Here is a 19,055-nt window from a genome sequence, read left to right on the forward strand (position 1 = left end):
ATTCAGTTTAATGATTTCGAAATTTGGATCCCGGCTTGATTAGGCCCAAGCATCAGCGAGGTGCGATATCGGGACTCATCTCGCTGCGCCTGCCATAGCCAGGCGCCGGAAGCATAGCCGAGCAGGCTGCCCGCGGTGACATCCGACAGCCAATGTTCCTTGCCGGCAACCCTGCCCAGTGCGCCGATTGCTGCCAAGCCATAGAGCCAAGGCTGGTCATACTCTTTGGCGAACGGAGTAACCGCTCCAAATAACGCAGCCGCATGATTGGAAGTGAAGCTGCTTTGGAAGCGGGCGGCATCGGCGGCCTGCTTCCGCCATGGACTATCGCTGCTGTCGGGCCGAGCTCGATTGACCAAACCTTTGAGTGCAATGCTACCGGCACTTGCTAGTGCAGCGGACTCGAGGGATATCAGGCCGGTATTGCTCAATCGCTCATCACCGAAGGCGAAAGCGCTGCCTGCCAGGCCGATCGCGGCGAGGGGAGCGGCATCGCCGATATGTTTCCAGCTACGCAGCAAGCGCAGGTTTTGACGTTTGCCGATGGCATCATTCATCGGCTTGTCTAGCACCATCGCCGCTAGGGTCAATCCGGCCGCAGTCGTCAAAGCAGTGGTTTTATCGTCGAAACGGGAAAACTGCTGATGGCTATCCTCAAGACGCAAACGTATGGCAGGCCAGGGCTGGAAGGTTGGTAATGGCGGATTGACCGCTGGCAGGTTCTGCTCATCAGCGCGCTCAGCAAAATTGCCGAGGCCATCATACATTTCCACATCTCGACGCGGATCGCTGAGAATGTCGTAAAGGTCGCCAGGCGACATGACCATTTGACCGACGTCCCGGGTCCATGGCGAGATAGCAAAATTGCCAACCGCCTGAGTGTCCAGTGTCAGCATGCTGTTCAGAGGAATGGATATAAACAGCCCCTTATCCTTATAGGGGGAGCTAGGTGTACCGGGTGAGGTAATGTCGTTGCCATTGGTACTGGTATACCAGGCGCCGATCTCGATGCCGGAGTGGAAGCGGCGTTTCACCTCTAGACGTGCGCCCATGTCTTTGGCCAGAAAACGCCCGGCACGGACGGTGGCGGTCACATTCATCGGCAAGCGGTAATGCAAGGCGGCGAGAGCCGTAACGGTTTGATAGTCGCGCTTGCCGAACCAGCCTTTAACATCCCGCTGTTGCAACGCATCGACTGACAGGTCCACTGCCCAGTGCCGAGTCTCCGGGAAATACAAGACTTGGCCGCCTGCACCACGGAACATTTCCTCATAAATACCTACGGAAGCCCGCGCATAGGTATTGGGGCCGAATGTTAGGTATTGGTTGAGCAACAGGCGATCAAGCTTGGGGGTATTGGTTTTTTTGTAGTCGGCGACATCGGAGCGGACATGGGGCAAGATGCTATTCGACGGCTGCTTAACGCCAGACACGGTATTGTACAGATTGGTGCTCAAAGCGCTATTTAGGTACAGGCCGCTGCCAAGTCTTTTGGTGTAGGTTGCCGCTGCGGCGATTTCATAGCGGAAAGCCCCGCTTGGATCATTAAAATAGACGCCAGTTTTGGGCACAAGGCGGAAGCGGTTAGCTTCATTGTCTTCCGCATTGACTTGGACAATGTCGCCGTCCTTGCCCGCCATGATCTCCAGGCTTACGCCATCTCGAATGGTAGAGGCCAGTTGCTCGGTCGAGCGTTCTGCCAGTTCAGCATCTCTGCCCGGCTTGACCGAGACGCTATCCAGAAAAGTTTGCCGATCGACTTTGCCCAGCAAGTAGTTGTTCAGTACCGTCAAGTTGAAAAAACTATAAGTGACGATAGGCTGTTCCAGCTTGGTATATACGACGCGGATACTGCGTGTTTCTATCGGTGCAAAATAAAGGGCGGTACGTACTGCGCGGCCAACGGCGCGGCCTACATTGGAAATACGGCTATTGGTGAGCTCTAGCAGCAACTCGTCGCCTTGAACGCTAATGCGGATATTCTTGAAATCCTGGCGGCTGAGAGCCGACACCAAATGGTGCCCATAGCTGGTGTCACTTTGCCACTGTTTTAGAGTGGGGCGGAGCGGTACTTCCGGGCTGCCTGAGAAGTAGGCCGGCTCGGAGATTTTTGGCACAAACTCGCGTTCATTGAGGGGGATTTCAATGGATGCGTTTAGGCTAGTGTGAGTATTCTGTTTGGCTAGCTGTAGTCCTAGCCAACCCCATCGGTATTCTATGCCTGCAGCAGGGCCTTTTTTTCTCTGATGCGCAAAGGTGTCTGCGGCACGAAAATCTTTAGGGTAATTGTTGGCGTCGTATTCTGCGACTAATGACCAGTTAGGGTAACTCTGGGGAGTCCAGCGGGCCCCGCCAAAAGGGCCTTTGATGCGTTCCGAGGCGAAGCCAATTGAAGCCTCTAGATTAGGCAGAAAATGTTTGCTGGCAACAATGTAATTGCCTCGCCACAAGGCAGTGCCGAATATGTCTGTGCGTCCATAAGATACAGCGGGCCACTTTGAGGTTTCAGAAAATATCTGCCACTTGGCGTCTATGGCTTTGTCTTTATAGCTGCCATACCCTCCTCCGTATTGCTGGTCGTTAAATCCAGCAATGCCAGAAATGGAAATGTAGCGACCAGAAATCTGTAGGAAAGGTAGAATGGTTGCCGAGGTCCAGAGAGTATCATAGGGCTTGTCTGCGCTGAAACCAAAGCTTAGGGAGCCATCGCGGCCAACATCAGCGGATGGCATATTGATATAGCCAAGCTGACCATTTAGACTTGGTTGAGCCAAAGTGTGTGGCGCGTAATAATATGCCCCACTAATTAAAACCCCTTTGATTATCCCGCTGCGCAAAGAAAGAGAAATTGACACAATATTTTGAATTATTTAAATTTTTCTATGATGCTATGAGGGCGTACTTTTTCGGGGTGCCGCATAGCCCAAAATTTTAATAGGATAAAACATCAGGCAGCTATCTCTGCTTGTCGAAGATAAACTGCCTGATTAATACAGCTAAGTCCATATGGCCTAAGCGATAATCAGGCCAAATGGGTGAACTGTTAGTGATGAGTGGTCGCGGAGTGGCTAGTCGAGGAGTCACTGTTGCTCGAGACCGCTACGGCAGCTGCAACAGCTGCGCCGATAGCAGCAATAGTGCCAACGCTCAAACCTGCAATGCCTGCAGTGGTGCCGGCGGCGCCAGCGGCGGCTGCCGAGGTGGTTCCTGCCGCGCTAGAGCCTGCAGCGGAGGTGGCTGCGGCTTCTTCCGCAGCGAATACCGGGGCAGAAAGCACGCCAGCCAGAGCGATCAGCATAATTTTCTTCAACATGACAAAGTCCTTATATATTCGAAAAGTTGGGCACAAGAATATTTGCGAGATACTACAAGCTGCATCATAAGACAGTGCATTGGCTTTAGCAAAGTGAATGCTGTATGACGTTCGCTATTTCACGGCTTACTAGGGTTTATACCCAAAAATGCAGACGAGTTCTATGGGCGCTGAGAACGGCCTGAAAAACCTGTGGCTCTTTAGTGTAGGTCATCTCCCCGCTCATCGGAAAATACAGATCCTGCAGACGCGATACCCAGAAACGCAGCGCGGCGGCACGCAGCATTACCGGCCAGGCGCGTTTTTCCTCGGTGCTGAGCTTACGTTCGGTCTGGTAGCCGGTCAGCAGCGCGGCTGCGCGCTCGTCGTCGATGCTGTGGTCGTCGTTGCGGGCCCAGTCGTTGACCGCGATGGCCAGGTCGTAGAGCAGCACGTCGTTGCAGGCATAGTAGAAGTCGATGAAGCCGGAGATGCGATCGCCGTCCAAGAGCACATTGTCGCGGAACAGATCGGCGTGGATCACGCCGGAGGGTAGATGGTCAAAGCGGTGGTTGTCCTGGAACAGCACCTCTTCGCGCAGCATGGCGGCATCTTCCGCGCGCATCCGGGGGTAAAGCTGGGGCGCGGTCGCGCTCCACCAGCGCGGACCGCGCGGATTGTCCATCTTGCCGGGGAAGGTGGCGCCGGCGATATGCATTTGCGCCAGCATCTCGCCGACCGCGCGGCATTGGGCCGCGCTTGGACGTTCGACATCGGCGCCTTGCAGACAACTAACCAGGCAGGCTGGCTTGCCGGCCAGCATGGAGGAGAACTGATCGGTACTATCCGCCACCGGCGCCGGGCAGGCGACGCCGTGACGCGCCAGGTGGCTCATCAGCGTCAGGTAATAGGGCAGTTCCTGTGGCTTCAGCGTTTCGAACAGCGTCAGCACATAGCGGCCATGCGTGGTGGTGACAAAGTAATTGGTATTGGTGATGCCGGAGGCAATGCCTTGCAAGTCCAGCAATTGGCCCAAGGTGTAGCGCTTGAGCCACTCCTGCATTTGGTCGTGGCCGACCGTGGTGTAAACCGACATGGCTTTCCTCGTCAGAACCGGATCAGCACCCAGCGCGGGATGATGATGCGGTTGGCGGGATCGATTTGCTTCATGGTGCCGGAGCCGTTGTCGTCCATCAGGTAGTAGGACACGCCATGCGACGGCGTCACCTTGACCATGTATAGATGGCCGTTGAGCCGGTATTCCTCGATCTTGTCCTCGCCCTTCTGGATGATGCGCACTTCCGGTTCCGCGGTGGCGGCGTTCTGCTCGCTGATGGCGGGCGGCGGCGGCACCGGGGTTTTGGCGGGAGGGGGCGTATCTGCCCAGGCGGCTGTCAGGGGCAGCAGGGCGAGGGCGGCGAGCAGGCGGCGCATGGCGTGGTCCTTGATTGTCATCAGTTTAGTTTAAAGGTGCAGCAGTTGTTCGCGCTCTTCTGGCAGCGCTTCAAAACCGCGGGTTTCGTAATGTTTGAAGATAGTTTCGACGATTTGCCGCGGGTCGTCGATCAATTGGATCAGATTCATGTCGTCGGGATTGATCATGCCTTCGCTGATCAGTCTGTCCTTGACCCAGTCCAGCAGGCCTTCCCAGAACTCGCGACAGCACAGGATGATGGGGATCTTGCGGCTCTTGCCGGTCTGGATCAGCGTCAGCGCCTCGAACATCTCATCCAGAGTGCCGAAGCCGCCGGGCATCACCACATAGGCGATCGCATGTTTGACGAACATGACCTTGCGGCTGAAGAAATGATTGAACTTGATGCTGAGGTCTTGGTATTCGTTGGGTTTCTGTTCATGCGGCAGCACGATATTCAACGCCACCGACGGGCTTCTGCCGTAGAATGCTCCCTTATTGGCGGCCTCCATGATGCCGGGGCCGCCGCCGGACACGACGGAGAAGCCTGAATCCGACAGCAGGCGCGCAACTTCTTCGGTCAATTTGTAATACTTGTGGTCGCGCGGCGTGCGCGCGCTGCCAAAGATGCTCACCGCCGGCATGATGCCTTGCAAGGCCTCGGCCGAATCGACAAACTCCGACATAATCTTCATCACATGCCAGGCTTCGCGGGAACGGAAACGCTGCATCATCGCGTGACGATCGCTGGTTTGCGGTAATTTATCGGACAAGCTCATATTCTGCCTCTTTTTATGAAAACACTGTTATTGATCGACGGCTCTTCTTATTTGTACCGCGCCTTTCACGCGATGCCCGATTTGCGTTCTCCGGATGGCCGCCCGGTGGGGGCTGTCTATGGCATGGTGAACATGCTCAGGCGGCTGGAGAAGGAAGTGCAGTTCGATTATAGCGCCTGCGTTTTCGACGCCAAAGGCAAGACGTTTCGCGACGACCTCTACCCCGAATACAAGGCCAATCGCCCGTCGATGCCGGAGGAACTCGCCTCCCAGATTACGGCGGTAAACGAGGTGGTGCAAGCATCGGGCTGGCCGATGCTGGTGGTGCCCGGGGTGGAGGCCGACGATGTGATCGGCACGCTGGCGCGGGCCGGCGCGGCCGCCGGCATGCGGGTGATCATTTCCACCGGCGACAAGGACATGGCGCAGCTGGTGAACGAGCTGGTGTCCATCGTCAACACCATGACCAATGAAACCTTCGACCGCGACGGGGTCAAGGACAAGTTCGGCGTGCCGCCGGAATTGATCGTCGACTACCTGACCCTGATCGGCGACAAGGTGGACAATGTGCCGGGCGTCGACAAGTGCGGCCCCAAGACCGCGGTCAAGTGGCTGGAGCAGTACGGCAGCCTGGACGCCGTCATCGCCCAGGCCGCGGAAGTGGGCGGCAAGGTGGGTGAGAACCTGCGCGCGGCGCTGGACTGGCTGCCCAAGGGCCGCGAACTGATCACCATCAAATGCGATGTGGACCTGAGCACCGACATGCCCTATGGCCTGGACAGCCTGCAGCATGGCGTCAAGGACAAGCCGCGGCTGGCCGAGCTCTACCAGGGCTTGGGCTTCCGCACCTTCTACCGCGAAGTGACCGAGGGCGAGGAAATGCCGGCGGTGGCGCAGACCGCGCCCGGCGTGCAGGGTGATGACTTGTTCGCCATCGAAGCCGCGCAACACAGCCCGGCCCTGCCGGAGGCGGTGGCGGAGCGACGCTATGAAACCATTTTGGAGCCCGCGCAGCTGGATGCCTGGCTGGTCAAGCTGGCGGCGGCGGAAGTGGTGTCGCTGGACACGGAAACCACCAGCCTGGATCAGATGCAGGCGCGCATCATCGGCGTCAGCTTCTCGGTGCGCTCCGGCGAAGCCGCCTATCTGCCGCTAGGCCATCACTATGCCGGCGCGCCTGAGCAGCTGGACCTGGAGCAGTGCCTGGCCAAGCTCAAGCCCTGGCTGGAAGACGCCGCCAAGAAGAAGTGCGGCCAGAACCTGAAGTATGATCGCCATGTGTTCGCCAACCACGGCATCCGGCTGGCCGGCGTGGTCGATGATTCCCTGCTGGCGTCCTATGTGGTGGAAAGCCATGAGCGCCACAATATGGACGATCTGGCGCGCCGCCACCTGGGCGAAACCACGGTCAGTTACGAGGAAATCTGCGGCAAGGGCGCCAAACAGATCGGTTTTGGCGAGGTGGACGTGGATACCGCGTCCAATTATGCGGCGGAGGATGCCGATATCACCTTGCGCCTGAACCAATACTTCGCCGGCCAGTTGAGCGGGCGCTTGCGCGAGGTCTACCGCGACATCGAACTGCCGGTGGCTGAAGTATTGTTCGCGATGGAACGCAACGGGGTATTGATCGACCGCGACAGGCTGATGGCGCAGAGCCATCAATTGGGCACCGAGATGCTGCGCCTGGAAAGCGAGGCTTACGAACTGGCCGGTCAGCCGTTCAACCTGAATTCTCCCAAGCAATTGCAGGAAATCCTGTTTGGCAAGCTGGGTATTCCCACCAAGGGCGTGAAGAAAACGCCTTCCGGCGGCTATTCCACCGATGAATCGGTGCTGGAGGCGCTGGCGCTGGATTATCCGTTGCCCAAGTGCATCCTGCAGTACCGCGGCCTGGCCAAGCTCAAGTCCACCTATACCGACAAGTTGCCGCAGCTGATCAATGCCGATACCGGCCGCGTGCACACCAATTACGCGCAGGCGGTGGCGATCACCGGCCGGCTGGCCAGCTCCGATCCCAATCTGCAGAACATCCCGGTGCGCACGCCGGAAGGCCGCCGCGTGCGCGAGGCCTTCATCGCGCCGCCGGGGCATGTGATCGTCAGCGCCGACTACTCACAGATTGAACTGCGCATCATGGCGCATCTGTCCGACGACGCCGGCATGCTACAAGCCTTCGCCAGCGGCGAGGACATTCACCGCGCCACCGCCGCCGAGGTGTTTGGCGTGGCGCTGGACCAGGTTAGCGCCGATCAGCGCCGCGCCGCCAAGGCGATCAACTTCGGCCTGATCTACGGCATGAGCGCGTTTGGTCTGGCCGCGCAACTGGATATAGAACGCAGCGCCGCCCAGCAATACATAGATCGTTACTTCATGCGCTATCCCGGCGTGGCCGAGTATATGCAGACCACGCGCGAAACCGCGCGCGAGCAAGGCTATGTCGAAACCGTGTTCGGCCGCCGGCTATACCTGCCGGAGATCAAGCTGTCCAATCCGGCGCGTCGCGCCGGCGCCGAGCGCGCGGCGATCAACGCGCCGATGCAGGGCACGGCGGCGGACCTGATCAAGCTGGCGATGATCGCGACGCAGGACTGGCTGCAGCGCGAAGCCCTGGGCAGCAAGCTGATCATGCAGGTGCATGACGAACTGGTGCTGGAAGTGCCGGCAGCCGAGCTGGAGCAGGTCAAACGCCGCCTGCCCGAAATCATGGCCGGCGTGGCCAGGCTCAAGGTGCCGCTGCTGGCGGAAGTGGGCGCCGGAGATAGTTGGGAAGCCGCGCACTGAGTCGTCGCGCTCATCTGACGCAAGCCAGCCTCCGGGCTGGCTTTTTTATTGGCCGCCGACCCGCCTGGCCATAATGCCTGGCGTAGCGCGGGCGAACGGGGACAAGATCGATTTCATCGTCGCCGCTTGGTGAATATATTAGCCATATTCCAGCCCAGGCGGAGATTCTGCCATGCGCAGCCAGAGCGGTTTCACCCTGATCGAAGCGATGACGGCGCTGGCCGTCATGCTGCTGTGCCTGGCCTTGGCCGCTCCGGGGCTGAGCCGCTTTTTGCTGGCGCAGCAACTGCGCAGCCATGCGCAGGCAGTGGCCGGCGTGCTGCATTATGCTCGCGGCGAGGCCTTGCGCGGCAACCGCCCGGTCTATCTATGCGCGGCCAATCTGAAACGGAATCTGCAATTGCAAGGCTGTGCCCGGCAGCGGCAAGTCTGGGACGCCGGCATCCTCGCGTATGCGGATAGAGGGGGTGGCGGCACGGGCGCCTACGATAGTCAGGAGCGCTTGCATTTGCTGGTGTTCGCGGCGGGCAAGCTGCGGATGCGGGTAGGGCGAGATCAGTTGCAATTCATGGCCAATGGTCGGCTGGAACGCGGCCAGGGCGCGCGCCTGCTGCTGGAGAGTCCGCTTTCCGGCCAGTGTCTGACGTTGACGGTCAGCGGCCATGGCCGGCCGGACATAGGCGAGGTCCGCGGTGATTGCCCGGCATAAATCCGCGTCCGGCGGCGCTCTGCTGGAAACCATGCTGGCCTTGTTCGTGCTCATGGTGGCGATGCTGGCGCTGTCTTCGGTGCAACTGCGGGCCTTGCTGCAGGGCCGCGACGCGCTGCTGCGGGCGGAAGTGATCGCGGAGGCGCTGGCGCTGGGCGAGGCCGCCTTGCTGTGGCCAGAGCCGGACGCCGCGGCGCAGCGGGTGGAGGATTGGGAGCGCGGGCAGCAGCGGTTGGCGCAGCTGGCGGGAGACGGACTGCTCGAGGCCCGCTTGTGCCGTGGCGCGGCGGATGACTTGACTGGCCGCTGCGCGCAGCTGGGGACCGGCTCCTTTTTGTCGCTGGCCTGGCGCGGTGCGGCCGCAGGGGAGGGCGCCGCTCGTTTCGAGTACCGCTACGCCTTGGTCATGGAGGCTCCCTAGCCATGGTGCCCGCTGTGCGTCCTCGGGGCTTCTCCCTGGTGGAGATGATGGTGGCGCTGAGTCTTGGGCTGCTGGTGCTGGCCTTGGCCTTGCAGGGCGCGTTGACGATGCAGAACAGCCTGTACGCGATAGAGCGCCGGCTGCGCCTGCACCAGGATGGGCAGTTCGCGTTGCTGCAATTGGCCGATAGCTGGCGCAAGCATGGCCGCTTCGCCTGTGCGCAACTGGGCTTGTCGCCCGGAGCCGGATTTGACACGTCGGAAGGCATGCGTTTTCGCTACGGGGTCAGGCCCGCGGTAGTGACACGGAGGGAAGGCGGGGTCGTCATCCGTTGGTCGGGCAGCGCGGATTTGGCGGAGGTGGCGCTGGCCAGTTGCGCCAGCCTGCGTATTGTGCGGCGCGGGGACGGCGCTTGGCAGTGGCGGCGGGAATCCAGAGACCAACTGCTGATCTTGCCGGGGAGCGCGGAGGAATCTTGGCCTGATGCCGACCCCGCGTCGCTGGAGGCCATGGCCATAAAATGGCAGCGTTATTTCCTTCGCCAGAACGGCAACGACAGCATGCTGTGGTTGGAGCAAGGCCTGCCCGGTCAGGCGACGGAGGCGCCGCAGCTGCTGGCGGCAGGGGTGACCGCGCTGCGGCAGCGCTTCGGCGTGCGCAGCGCTTGCCGGCCGCTGACACTGAAATGGCGGGAGCAGGCCGGCCAATTGAGCACGGAGGATTGGCGACGCCTGCTGCGGGTGGAACTGACGCTGGAAATGCGCTTGGGCCAGGAGCGTTGGGCATGGAGCACGATGGTGGCGTTGACGCCGGCCCTGCCGTGCGCTCTGGAGCCGGGAGAATGAAGGCCAGGCCATGCGGCGCGGTATTGTGGCTTATTCTGCCGCTGCTCAGCCTGCTGACGGTGCTGGCAGTGGGCGCATCGCGCTCGCTGGCGGTGGAGTAGCGCGCCACGCGCAACCTGGCCGAACAGCGGGCTTTGTGGCTGGCGGCGATGCAAGCCTTGCAGGCGGCGGAGCGACGGGTATTGGCGTTGAACGCGTATTTCGACGGTGAGTTGGCGAACGGGCGTGGCAAGCCCTGGCAGGGAGATGGCCGTGCGCCGGGCTGGTTCATGCCGGATTGTCTGTCCGCCGGCGGCGGTCTTGGGGACGGCTTGTGCGCAACGGCCCCCGCGTTGTGGCGGCGCAGCGCGGTGGTGCAGGGAAGGCGCTGGCCGCTGTTGCACCCCTGCGGGGCCAGCCGCTCTTTGGCCGCGGAAAACGGGCGCGTGGCTGGCGTCTGTGTCCCGCCGCGACCGCGCGCCGGTCAGCCGTGGAGCGCGCCGCGTTATCTGGTCGAGTTGTTGAATCCGGCGTTCCGCCCCGCCGACGGCGCCAGCGGTCGTCTGTACCGGATCAGCTTGCGAGTCTGGGGGGACAACGAGGGTAGAGCGTTGACACTGCAAAGCTGGTTCTGGGCTGGGGTCGGCGCGCGGGCACAGCAGGGCGGGCGTTTGAACTGGCGGCAGGCGGAGGAGGAGGAATGAGGACTGCGCGGGGGATGACGCTCTTGGAGTTGCTGATGACGCTGGCGCTGGCGGCAATCTTGGCTGGCATGGCCTGGCCGGCGTATCAGCAGCAGATGTTGCGCGCGCAATTGGCGGAAGCGCGCGCCGCCTTGCTGGAAAACCTGCACTTCGTCCAACGTTGGCGGCTGGAGAGCCGTCTGCGGCAAGCGGAATGGCCGGGCTTGCCGCGGCAGGGCACTCGTGATTTCGACATCCAGCTCGGCAGCGCAAGCCCGGGCACGGATAGCGCAGGGCAAGCGAGTTTCCGTTTGCTGGCCAGGCCCAAGACCGGGCATCGTCTGGCTGGGCGCCTGTTGTTGAGTGTGGATCAGGATGGCAATCTGTTGCAATGCGGGCCGGACGAGGGGGCCGTCCCAGCGCCATGCCGCGCCTGGGGAGATTGAACTTGGGATATGACCGCGTCCGGCTTGCCTCTTAGAGCCTGTTCAAAGTCTGCTGCGCTGCGGCGGGCTAGTTAGACAGGCGCGTTGAAAACGGCTTCAGAATGCTCATGTACCGTATGTACATTCCGCTTCTTCAGCCGTTTTCGCCTTGTCTCGCTCTTGCTCGCGAGATCGTAAACAGGTTCTAAGAACCCGACGCTGGCAGCTGCATCTCGCGGCAGTTTTGAGCCAACACCCGACCGCCGCGGGTGGTCAGCCGCGCCTGCTCATCCCGCAGTGACCAGATCAGCTGCTGGCTGACGTAACGCTCGCCCTGCGCGACCTTGGCCGGCGTCAGCCGGTAGTGATGGTTGTTCCAGTTCAGGCGTATGGCGGCGGAGCTGTCCTGCTCCGGCTTCGGGTATTCGACCACCACCATCTTGCTGCCGTTGCAGCGGTATTTGATGGTGTGCATGACTTCGCCGACGGGCTCCGCAACGGCTGCCATGGCCGTTCCCAGCAGCGCGGCGCCCAGCAGCGCCGGTTTCCATGCCTTCATGCTCCCTCCTTTTTCCTCCATGGGGCGACTTTCAACAACAACACCATGCCGGGCAGCGCCAGCGCGGTGCACAGCAGGAAAAAACTGGTCCAGCCTATGCTGTCGACGATATAGCCGGTGGCGGCATTGGCCAGGGTGCGCGGCACCGCCGCCAGGCTGGTGAACAGCGCGAACTGGGTGGCGGTATAGGCCGGGTGAGTGCTTTTGGCGATGAAGGCGACGAAGGCGGCGGTGCCAAGACCCACGCCCAGCGCCTCGAAGCCGATGACCACGGCCAGCATGCTCAGCTCATGCGCGCCGATGGCGGAGAAGCGGCCATAGCTGGCCAGCCAGGCGAAGCCGAGGATGGACAGTACCTGCACCACGCCGAAGGCCCACAACGCGCGGTTGATGCCCAGCTTGATCATCCACAGGCCGCCGAGCAGGCCGCCTGTCACCGCCGGCCACAGCGCCGCGTGCTTGGCCACCAGGCCGATCTGGGATTTGGCGTAGCCCATGTCCAGATAGAACGGAGTGGCCAGCGAGGTGGCCATGCTGTCGCCCAGCTTGTACAGAAAGATGAAGCCCAGAATCCAGGCCGCGCCCTGCCAGCCCTGGCGGGTGATGAATTCATGGAAGGGTTCGACCACGGCTTCGCGCAGCGTCTTGGGCGCCTGGCCGGCGAGCTTGGGCTCGCTGACTCGCAGCGTCATCAACAGGCCGGGAATCATGAACAGCGCGGTGATCAGGAAGACCTGGTCCCAGGGAATGTGATCGGCCAGGATCAGCGACAGCGAGCCCGGAACCAGGCCGGCCAAGCGGTAGGCGTTGATGTGCACGGTATTGCCCAGGCCCAGTTCGCTGTCGCTGAGGATCTCGCGGCGGTAGGCGTCGAGCACGATGTCCTGGCTGGCGGAGAAGAAGGCCACGCCCACCGCCAGCGCGGCAATGCTCCAGATGTGCTGAGCCGGGTTGAACAGGCCGAAGCCGGCCATGGTCGCGATCAGCGCCAACTGGGTCAAGAGCATCCAACCGCGGCGGCGGCCCAGCAGCGGCGGCACATAGCGGTCCATCAGCGGCGACCACAGGAATTTCCAGGTGTAGGGCAGGCCGATCAGCGCGAACAGGCCTATGGCCTTGAGGTCCACGCCTTCGCTGCGCAGCCAGGCCGGCAGCAGATTGATCAGGGTGTACAGCGGAAGACCGGAGGCGAAACCGGTGAAGATGCAAATCAGCATGGTGCGCGAAAAGACGTCGCGCCGCCAATCGATGGTTGTATTGCTCATGGGCAGGCTATGTTTCTACGGATCGCGCGGCGGGGCCGCCCCCGCCGCTTGTTGTTATTGGCGCGCCACCCGGTAGAAGGCCAGGCTGCCGCGCAGATTGGGCATGAAAGTCACCCGTTTGACCCCGTTCATCACCACGCGTTCCAGCACGCGCAGCCGATTCTTGGCGCACAGCGCCTCGAAGTCGCCGAGCATGCACCAGTGGATATTGGGCGTATCGTACCACTGGTAGGGAATGGTGTCGGACACCGGCATATGGCCTTGCAGGATCTGCCAGCGGTTTTCCCAGTAGCCGAAGTTGGGAAAGGTGACGATGGCTTCGCGGCCGACGCGCAGCATTTCATTCAGGATCTGCTCGGTTTCGCGCATCGCCTGTATGGTTTGCGACAGCACCACGTGGTCGAAGGCGCCGCTGTCGAATTCGGCCAGGCCGGTTTCCAGGTCGCCCTGCAGCACATTGACGCCGGAGGTCACGCATTTGACCACATTGCCCACATCCAGATCGACGCCGTAGCCGGTGGTGTTCTTGTTGCCCTGCAACCAGGATAGCAGCGCGCCATCGCCGCAGCCCAGGTCCAGCACCCGGCTGTCGGGGGCGATCCAGTCGGCGATCAATTGCAGGTCGGCGCGCAGCGGCGCCGTGGTTTGCGGGGTGTTCATGCTCGCACCTCCCGCGCCACGCGGTCGAGGTAGGCGCGCATCAATTGGACATAGGGCTCGTCGGTCATCAGGAAGGCGTCATGGCCATGGGCGGATTCTATTTCGGCATAAGCAACCGGCCGGTTGGCGGCCACTAGCGCCTTGACGGTTTCGCGTGAGCGCTCCGGCGAAAAGCGCCAGTCGCTGGTGAAGCTGGCCACCAGGAATTGGGCGCTGGCCTTTTTCAGCGCGGCAACCAGGTCGCCGCCAAAACTCTTGGCCGGATCGAAGTAATCCAGCGCCTTGGTCATCAGCAAATAGGTGTTGGCGTCGAAGGCGTCGGAGAATTTGTCGCCCTGGTAGCGCAGATAGGATTCGATCTCGAATTCCACGTCATAGCCGAAGCGATAGTCGCCGGAGCGCAGCATGCGGCCGAATTTCTCGCCCATGCCGTCGTCGGACAGATAGGTGATGTGGCCGAGCATGCGCGCCAGCCGCAGGCCGCGCCGCGGCAGCACGTCGTGGGCGTAGAAGTCGCCGCCATGGAATTCGGGATCGGTGATGATGGCCTGGCGCGCCACGTCGTTGAAGGCGATGTTCTGCGCCGACAGCTTGGGCGCGGAGGCGATCACCAGCGCGTGAGCGATGCGTTCCGGGTAGTCTATGCTCCACTGCAAGGCCTGCATGCCGCCCAGGCTGCCGCCTATCACCGCAGCCCAGCGTTCCACGCCCAGCCGGTCCGCCAGCCGCGCTTGGCTGGCGACCCAGTCGGACACGGTGACGACGGGAAAGGCGGAGCCCCAGGGCTGGCCGGTGGCCGGATTGATGCTGGACGGGCCGGTGCTGCCGTGACAGCCGCCCAGATTATTGACGCCGACCACGAAGAAGCGGCGGGTGTCTATGGGCTTGCCGGGGCCGACCATATTGTCCCACCAGCCGGCGGCCTTATCGTCCGCCTGGTGGCGGCCGGCCACGTGGTGATGGCCGGACAGCGCGTGACAGATCAGGATGGCGTTGCTTTTGGCGGCGTTGAGTTCGCCATAGGTTTCGAAGCGCAGCTGGTAGTCATGCAGCGTGGCGCCACAGTTCAGCGGCAAGGGGGCATCGAAGACTGCGGTCTGGGCCGTGACGATGCCGATGGAGTCGTGAGGATCGGACATGGGGGTTGAGTGCCTCTATTGCTGTTTTCGACATGCGTTGGGTGCGCCGGCTGGGCCGCGCGTCGGGCATGTCCGCTCCGCCGGCGGCCGGTCCATGCCGGCCATTCTCTGTCGCGGAGCCTCCTGTAGGCTACAGCCAGGACTTTAGCATGTCTTTCGCCGCCGGCGACAGCCGTCTTGCCAGCCAGGGCGGCGCGCTGGATAATCGGGCGACTTTCCTCCGTTGGCCCGCCATGTTCGGTCGTCTTTTCAAGTTTTTCGTGTTGTGCGGCGTCTTGCTGATGCTGGCGCGCTGGCTGCTCAACCGCCGCCAGCGGCAGAGCCTGCACGAGCTGTTCAGCACCTTGGCATTGGCCTTGCTGCTCAGCGCCGGCTTGTTTTCGGCCTTGTATCTATTGGGCTGGCACCGTTTGTGAGCTGCGCTGCGCCCGCCACGCCCATCCTTGATCCCGCTCAGCGCCGCCGGCGGCTCCGTTTGCTAGACTGCCCGGCTTTGGGCGTTGTTTGGCGATGGACCTGACCCGGCATCTGCATACCTTTGGTTATTATCTGAAACGCCGCTTCGGCGAGACCGTGCACAAATTATCGCTGGCTGGCGATTTCACCTGTCCCAACCGCGACGGCACGCTGGGGCGCGGTGGCTGCACGTTTTGCAATGTGCGCAGCTTCGGCCGCGATCCGGCGGCTTTGTCTATCAGCGAGCAACTGGCGCGGGAGAAGGAGAAGACCGATCGCGCGCGGCGCTACCTCGCCTATTTCCAGGCTTATACCAGCACTTATGCCGAAACCGAACTGCTGCGCCGCTTGTACGACGAGGCGCTGGCCGGCGCCGACGTGGCGGGGCTGTGCGTCGGCACCCGGCCGGACTGCGTGCCGGACGCCACCTTGGCCTTGCTGGCGGAATACCAGGACCAAGGCAGCGAAGTATGGCTGGAACTGGGCTTGCAAATCGCGCATGACCAGACTCAGGCCTTGATCCGGCGCGGTCACGGCCTGGCCGAATACCGCGACGCGGTGCGACGCGCGCATGGCCACGGGCTCAAGGTCTGCACCCATCTGATCGCCGGCCTGCCCAGCGAGGATGCCGCCGCCGTCCACGCCTCCTTGGCCACGGTGCTGGACATCGGCGTCGAGGGGCTGAAGCTGCACCCGCTGATGGTGGTGCGCGGCTCGCGGATGGCGGCGCAATACCGGCGCGGAGAAGTGATGCCGTGGAGCCTGGACGACTATGCCGAGGTGGCCGCCAGCCTGATTCGCCACACTCCAACGCAAGTGGTGTATCACCGGGTGTCGGCCACGGCGCAGGCGCCCACGCTGATCGCGCCGGATTGGTGCGCTCCGCGCTGGACCGCCTTGCAGGCGATAGGCCGGCTGCTGACGCGGGACGGCGGCCAGGGGAGCGCGCTGGGACAATCTTGGCGGCCGGACACGGAACGGCTTGCGTAAATTATCCGCGTGGTCGATTGTCAGATTCAGGAGCCGCTCCCGACTTATGGGGGTAGAGACTGGAGACACCGCCATGCTGATCAAGAAACCCGCCGACATTCCCTCGTCGGACATCACGCCGGAAGGCGTGTACCTGAATCGCCGCCACTTCATGCTGGGCAGCGCCGGCTTGCTGCTGTCCACGGAGACGCTGGCGGCGCTGGCCACCAAGAAAAGCCCCTTGTCGACCTTGGCCGGAAATGACAAGGCCAATAGTCTGAAAGAGATTGCCGGCTACAATAATTTCTACGAGTTCGGCACCGACAAGGCCGACCCGGCGGCGAATGCCGGCGGGCTGAAAACCCGTCCCTGGAATGTGCTGGTGGACGGGGAGGTGGCCAAGCCGCGCAGCTTCGGCATTGAGCAATTGCTGAAAATGCCGCTGGAGGAGCGCATCTACCGGCTGCGCTGTGTCGAGGGCTGGAGCATGGTGATTCCGTGGGTGGGCTTTCCGCTGGCCAGCCTGCTCAAGCAGATGAATCCAACCTCGCGCGCCAAGTACGTGGCCTTCGAAACCCTGCAGCGGCCGGCGGAAATGCCCGGCCAGCGCGGTCGGGTGCTGGACTGGCCCTATCGCGAGGGCCTGCGCATCGACGAAGCGATGCACCCGCTGACCATTCTGGCCGTCGGCTTGTACAACGATGTGCTGCCCAATCAGAACGGCGCGCCCATCCGCCTGGTGGTGCCGTGGAAATACGGCTTCAAGAGCATCAAGTCCATCGTGCGCATCCATTTGCAGGAAACCATGCCGGCCACCAGTTGGAATAGGGCCAATGCGCGCGAGTACGGCTTCTATTCCAATGTGAATCCGGAAGTGGACCATCCGCGCTGGAGCCAGGCCAGCGAGCGCCGCATCGGCGAATTCTTCAAGCGCAAGACGCTGATGTTCAACGGCTATGCCGATCAGGTGGCGGGTTTGTACCGCGGCCTGGATCTGCGCAAGAACTATTGATGGGGCGAGGATGACGACATTGCGCCTTAAATCCGCTTCCGCTCGGCCGGCCGATCGCGCGTTGGTCTGGTTCAAATGCCTGCTGTTCGCGGTCTGTCTGTTGCCGCTGGCGCGCGCCGCCTGGATTGTGCTGTCTGGCGAGGCGGTGAACCCGGTGGAGTTCATCACTCGTTCCACCGGCACCTGGACCTTGGTGTGGCTGCTGGCGACGCTGGCGATGACGCCCTTGCGGCGTTTGGGGGCTGGCGGCTGGCCGCTCAAGTGCCGGCGTATGCTGGGCTTGTTCGCCTTTTTCTACTTGAGCCTGCATTTCCTCACCTATTTGTGGCTGGACCAGTTCTTCGATTGGGCCGGCATCGTCAGGGACATCTACAAGCGGCCCTTCATCACCGTCGGTTTCGCCGCGCTCTTGCTGATGACGCCGTTGGCGCTGACCTCGACCCAAGCTTGGATGCGCCGGCTCAAGCGCAACTGGGGCCGGCTGCATCGGCTGGTCTATCCGACGGCCTTGCTGGCGGTCATCCATTACTGGTGGCTGGTGAAAAAGGACTTGAGCCAGCCCTTGATCTACGCGGCGGTCTTGGCCGCCTTGCTGGGGGTGCGGCTGTGGTGGCGGCTGCGCCGGCCCGGCGGCGCTTGAGCTGGGGCAAATCCCCCCGCACTGGAGCGGCGAAGCGGCGGCTTGGGGTTTGCCAGCCGGCGCTCAAACTTCTACAGTGGCGTTTTGTTTTTCACCGTGAAGATCATGTCCAAGGAGAAAGCCCCGGTCACTCAGGCGATCCGGGTATTGCGCGAGCATCAGGTCAGCTATAGCGAGCATCTGTACAAGTACGAGGAAAAGGGCGGCACCACGGTGTCGGCGCGGGAGTTGGGCGTGGACGAGCACGGGGCACGGGTTAGTTGAAACGGCGTGGACATCACTGCAGACCCGCATTTAGCCAAGCTTATGATGAGATCAACAAATGTCCATAGAGAATTAACTTTTGGTAGCCTTCGCAAGCCACTTTGTCCATACCTCTGGTTGGCTGCGACTAACTTTCAACTCTCCCACTCGATATTCCAATCTCAGCTTGCTGGTCCATTGTTCCGGTGGATGTAGCGTGTTTGGGGTCGTACCGTTTCATTCATTGATGCAATCTAGGGACGGAGCTTCCGCGACAGGCGGCGACTTCGGCGAGGGTCTGCTACGCCTGGTGACTTGCCAGACGGCCCTGTCTCTGAGTTCCGATGAGAAACGCTGCGCGCTCATAGACCTCCAGCAATGCATCAGTTGGAAGTGCCACTGTTGTCGAGGCAGCCCATAGGGATGGAGCTCTCTCTATGTTTTTTTATTCTTGACAAATGAGTAAGGCAATCCCAGATTGAATCTAGTTGCTTAGTGCTAGCACCAACAACATGTCAATCAGACAGGGAGATTGTAATGAGCACACCAGAAAGTGTGGCAACAACGGGCTCGGGAGAGCCTGGTTCGCCTAATAATCGAGTGGCTAGTGCGGTAGAGGCGCTCCAAACATTAGCCATTGGCGAAGTCGATGAATTCGAAAGCTACGATAGCCTAGAGGCGGGCTGCTTGTCATGCTCAGGAGTAAAGCGCCAATTGATCGAACATAGTCCTCCAAAACCCTAAAAGCGTTGAATAAGACATGCTGTGCATATCTTTAGTT

20 protein-coding genes are annotated in these 19,055 nt (G+C 61.4%); 11 read left to right on the forward strand and 9 right to left on the reverse strand.

Annotated elements, in window-relative coordinates; translation table 11 throughout:
- Positions 1–2: 2 nt before the first annotated feature.
- From LQT98_RS05925 to LQT98_RS05945, 5 genes are all read right to left on the reverse strand, one after another.
- Positions 3–2,855 carry a YjbH domain-containing protein gene (locus tag LQT98_RS05925; RefSeq protein ID WP_331282528.1) on the reverse strand — a complete coding sequence of 951 codons (2,853 nt, stop codon included), beginning with the start codon at positions 2,853–2,855 and terminating at the stop codon, positions 3–5.
- A gap of 188 nt (positions 2,856–3,043) precedes the next feature.
- A complete protein-coding gene (locus tag LQT98_RS05930) occupies positions 3,044–3,313 on the reverse strand; it encodes a hypothetical protein (protein ID WP_081554603.1) in 270 nt (89 codons plus the stop codon).
- A 136-nt stretch (positions 3,314–3,449) separates the two neighbouring features.
- On the reverse strand, positions 3,450–4,388 hold the full coding sequence (gene thrB / locus LQT98_RS05935) for a homoserine kinase (RefSeq protein ID WP_231461487.1): 939 nt from the start codon (positions 4,386–4,388) through the stop codon (positions 3,450–3,452).
- A gap of 11 nt (positions 4,389–4,399) precedes the next feature.
- A complete protein-coding gene (locus LQT98_RS05940; RefSeq protein ID WP_048409659.1) occupies positions 4,400–4,726 on the reverse strand; it encodes a DUF2782 domain-containing protein in 327 nt (108 codons plus the stop codon).
- Positions 4,727–4,756: 30 nt separating this feature from the next.
- On the reverse strand, positions 4,757–5,485 hold the full coding sequence (locus LQT98_RS05945; RefSeq protein ID WP_019101898.1) for an LOG family protein: 729 nt from the start codon (positions 5,483–5,485) through the stop codon (positions 4,757–4,759).
- Between the two features lie 15 nt (positions 5,486–5,500).
- Here LQT98_RS05945 and polA point away from each other — a divergent pair, with 15 nt between their 5' ends.
- The 6 genes from polA (at position 5,501) to LQT98_RS05975 (ending at position 11,352) form a co-directional block, all read left to right on the forward strand.
- On the forward strand, positions 5,501–8,269 hold the full coding sequence (gene polA, locus LQT98_RS05950) for a DNA polymerase I (RefSeq protein WP_231461488.1): 2,769 nt from the start codon (positions 5,501–5,503) through the stop codon (positions 8,267–8,269).
- Between the two features lie 172 nt (positions 8,270–8,441).
- Positions 8,442–8,978 (forward strand): GspH/FimT family pseudopilin, encoded by a 537-nt coding sequence (locus LQT98_RS05955; RefSeq protein WP_231461489.1) that lies wholly within the window; start codon positions 8,442–8,444, stop codon positions 8,976–8,978.
- Positions 8,962–9,399 (forward strand): hypothetical protein, encoded by a 438-nt coding sequence (locus tag LQT98_RS05960; protein ID WP_231461490.1) that lies wholly within the window; start codon positions 8,962–8,964, stop codon positions 9,397–9,399. The genes LQT98_RS05955 and LQT98_RS05960 overlap by 17 nt, the downstream gene beginning before the upstream one ends.
- A 2-nt stretch (positions 9,400–9,401) precedes the next feature.
- Positions 9,402–10,244, forward strand: a complete 843-nt coding sequence (locus tag LQT98_RS05965; RefSeq protein ID WP_231461491.1) for a prepilin-type N-terminal cleavage/methylation domain-containing protein — start codon at positions 9,402–9,404, stop codon at positions 10,242–10,244.
- Between the two features lie 149 nt (positions 10,245–10,393).
- Positions 10,394–10,927 (forward strand): hypothetical protein, encoded by a 534-nt coding sequence (locus LQT98_RS05970; RefSeq protein ID WP_231461492.1) that lies wholly within the window; start codon positions 10,394–10,396, stop codon positions 10,925–10,927.
- Positions 10,924–11,352 carry a type IV pilin protein gene (locus LQT98_RS05975; protein WP_231461493.1) on the forward strand — a complete coding sequence of 143 codons (429 nt, stop codon included), beginning with the start codon at positions 10,924–10,926 and terminating at the stop codon, positions 11,350–11,352. The genes LQT98_RS05970 and LQT98_RS05975 overlap by 4 nt, the downstream gene beginning before the upstream one ends.
- A gap of 184 nt (positions 11,353–11,536) precedes the next feature.
- Here the strand turns inward: LQT98_RS05975 and LQT98_RS05980 are convergent, their stop codons facing one another.
- From LQT98_RS05980 to metX, 4 genes are read right to left on the reverse strand one after another with little or no spacing between them, the layout of a single operon-like run.
- Positions 11,537–11,890, reverse strand: coding sequence for an MliC family protein (locus LQT98_RS05980; protein ID WP_231461494.1), 354 nt, complete (start codon positions 11,888–11,890; stop codon positions 11,537–11,539).
- Positions 11,887–13,155 carry an AmpG family muropeptide MFS transporter gene (locus LQT98_RS05985; RefSeq protein ID WP_231461495.1) on the reverse strand — a complete coding sequence of 423 codons (1,269 nt, stop codon included), beginning with the start codon at positions 13,153–13,155 and terminating at the stop codon, positions 11,887–11,889. The genes LQT98_RS05980 and LQT98_RS05985 overlap by 4 nt, the downstream gene beginning before the upstream one ends.
- A gap of 54 nt (positions 13,156–13,209) precedes the next feature.
- The gene (gene metW, locus LQT98_RS05990) at positions 13,210–13,815 is read right to left on the reverse strand and encodes a methionine biosynthesis protein MetW (protein ID WP_048409399.1); all 606 of its coding nucleotides are present in this window, start codon (positions 13,813–13,815) and stop codon (positions 13,210–13,212) included.
- Positions 13,812–14,954 (reverse strand): homoserine O-succinyltransferase MetX, encoded by a 1,143-nt coding sequence (gene metX, locus LQT98_RS05995; RefSeq protein WP_231461496.1) that lies wholly within the window; start codon positions 14,952–14,954, stop codon positions 13,812–13,814. The genes metW and metX overlap by 4 nt, the downstream gene beginning before the upstream one ends.
- 233 nt (positions 14,955–15,187) lie before the next feature.
- Here metX and LQT98_RS06000 point away from each other — a divergent pair, with 233 nt between their 5' ends.
- The 5 genes from LQT98_RS06000 (at position 15,188) to LQT98_RS06020 (ending at position 18,295) form a co-directional block, all read left to right on the forward strand.
- Positions 15,188–15,370 carry a protein MIGRI gene (locus LQT98_RS06000; protein ID WP_048409661.1) on the forward strand — a complete coding sequence of 61 codons (183 nt, stop codon included), beginning with the start codon at positions 15,188–15,190 and terminating at the stop codon, positions 15,368–15,370.
- Between the two features lie 94 nt (positions 15,371–15,464).
- The gene (locus LQT98_RS06005) at positions 15,465–16,400 is read left to right on the forward strand and encodes a TIGR01212 family radical SAM protein (protein WP_231461498.1); all 936 of its coding nucleotides are present in this window, start codon (positions 15,465–15,467) and stop codon (positions 16,398–16,400) included.
- A 73-nt stretch (positions 16,401–16,473) separates the two neighbouring features.
- Positions 16,474–17,391 (forward strand): protein-methionine-sulfoxide reductase catalytic subunit MsrP, encoded by a 918-nt coding sequence (gene msrP / locus LQT98_RS06010; RefSeq protein ID WP_231461499.1) that lies wholly within the window; start codon positions 16,474–16,476, stop codon positions 17,389–17,391.
- A 10-nt stretch (positions 17,392–17,401) separates the two neighbouring features.
- Entirely contained in the window at positions 17,402–18,031 is a 630-nt protein-coding gene (locus LQT98_RS06015; protein ID WP_231461500.1) for a protein-methionine-sulfoxide reductase heme-binding subunit MsrQ, read from the forward strand.
- Between the two features lie 105 nt (positions 18,032–18,136).
- The gene (locus tag LQT98_RS06020; protein WP_231461501.1) at positions 18,137–18,295 is read left to right on the forward strand and encodes a YbaK/EbsC family protein; all 159 of its coding nucleotides are present in this window, start codon (positions 18,137–18,139) and stop codon (positions 18,293–18,295) included.
- Positions 18,296–19,055 lie beyond the last annotated feature (760 nt).

The sequence above is a fragment of the Chromobacterium aquaticum genome (genome assembly GCF_021129195.1).
Classification (GTDB): domain Bacteria; phylum Pseudomonadota; class Gammaproteobacteria; order Burkholderiales; family Chromobacteriaceae; genus Chromobacterium; species Chromobacterium aquaticum.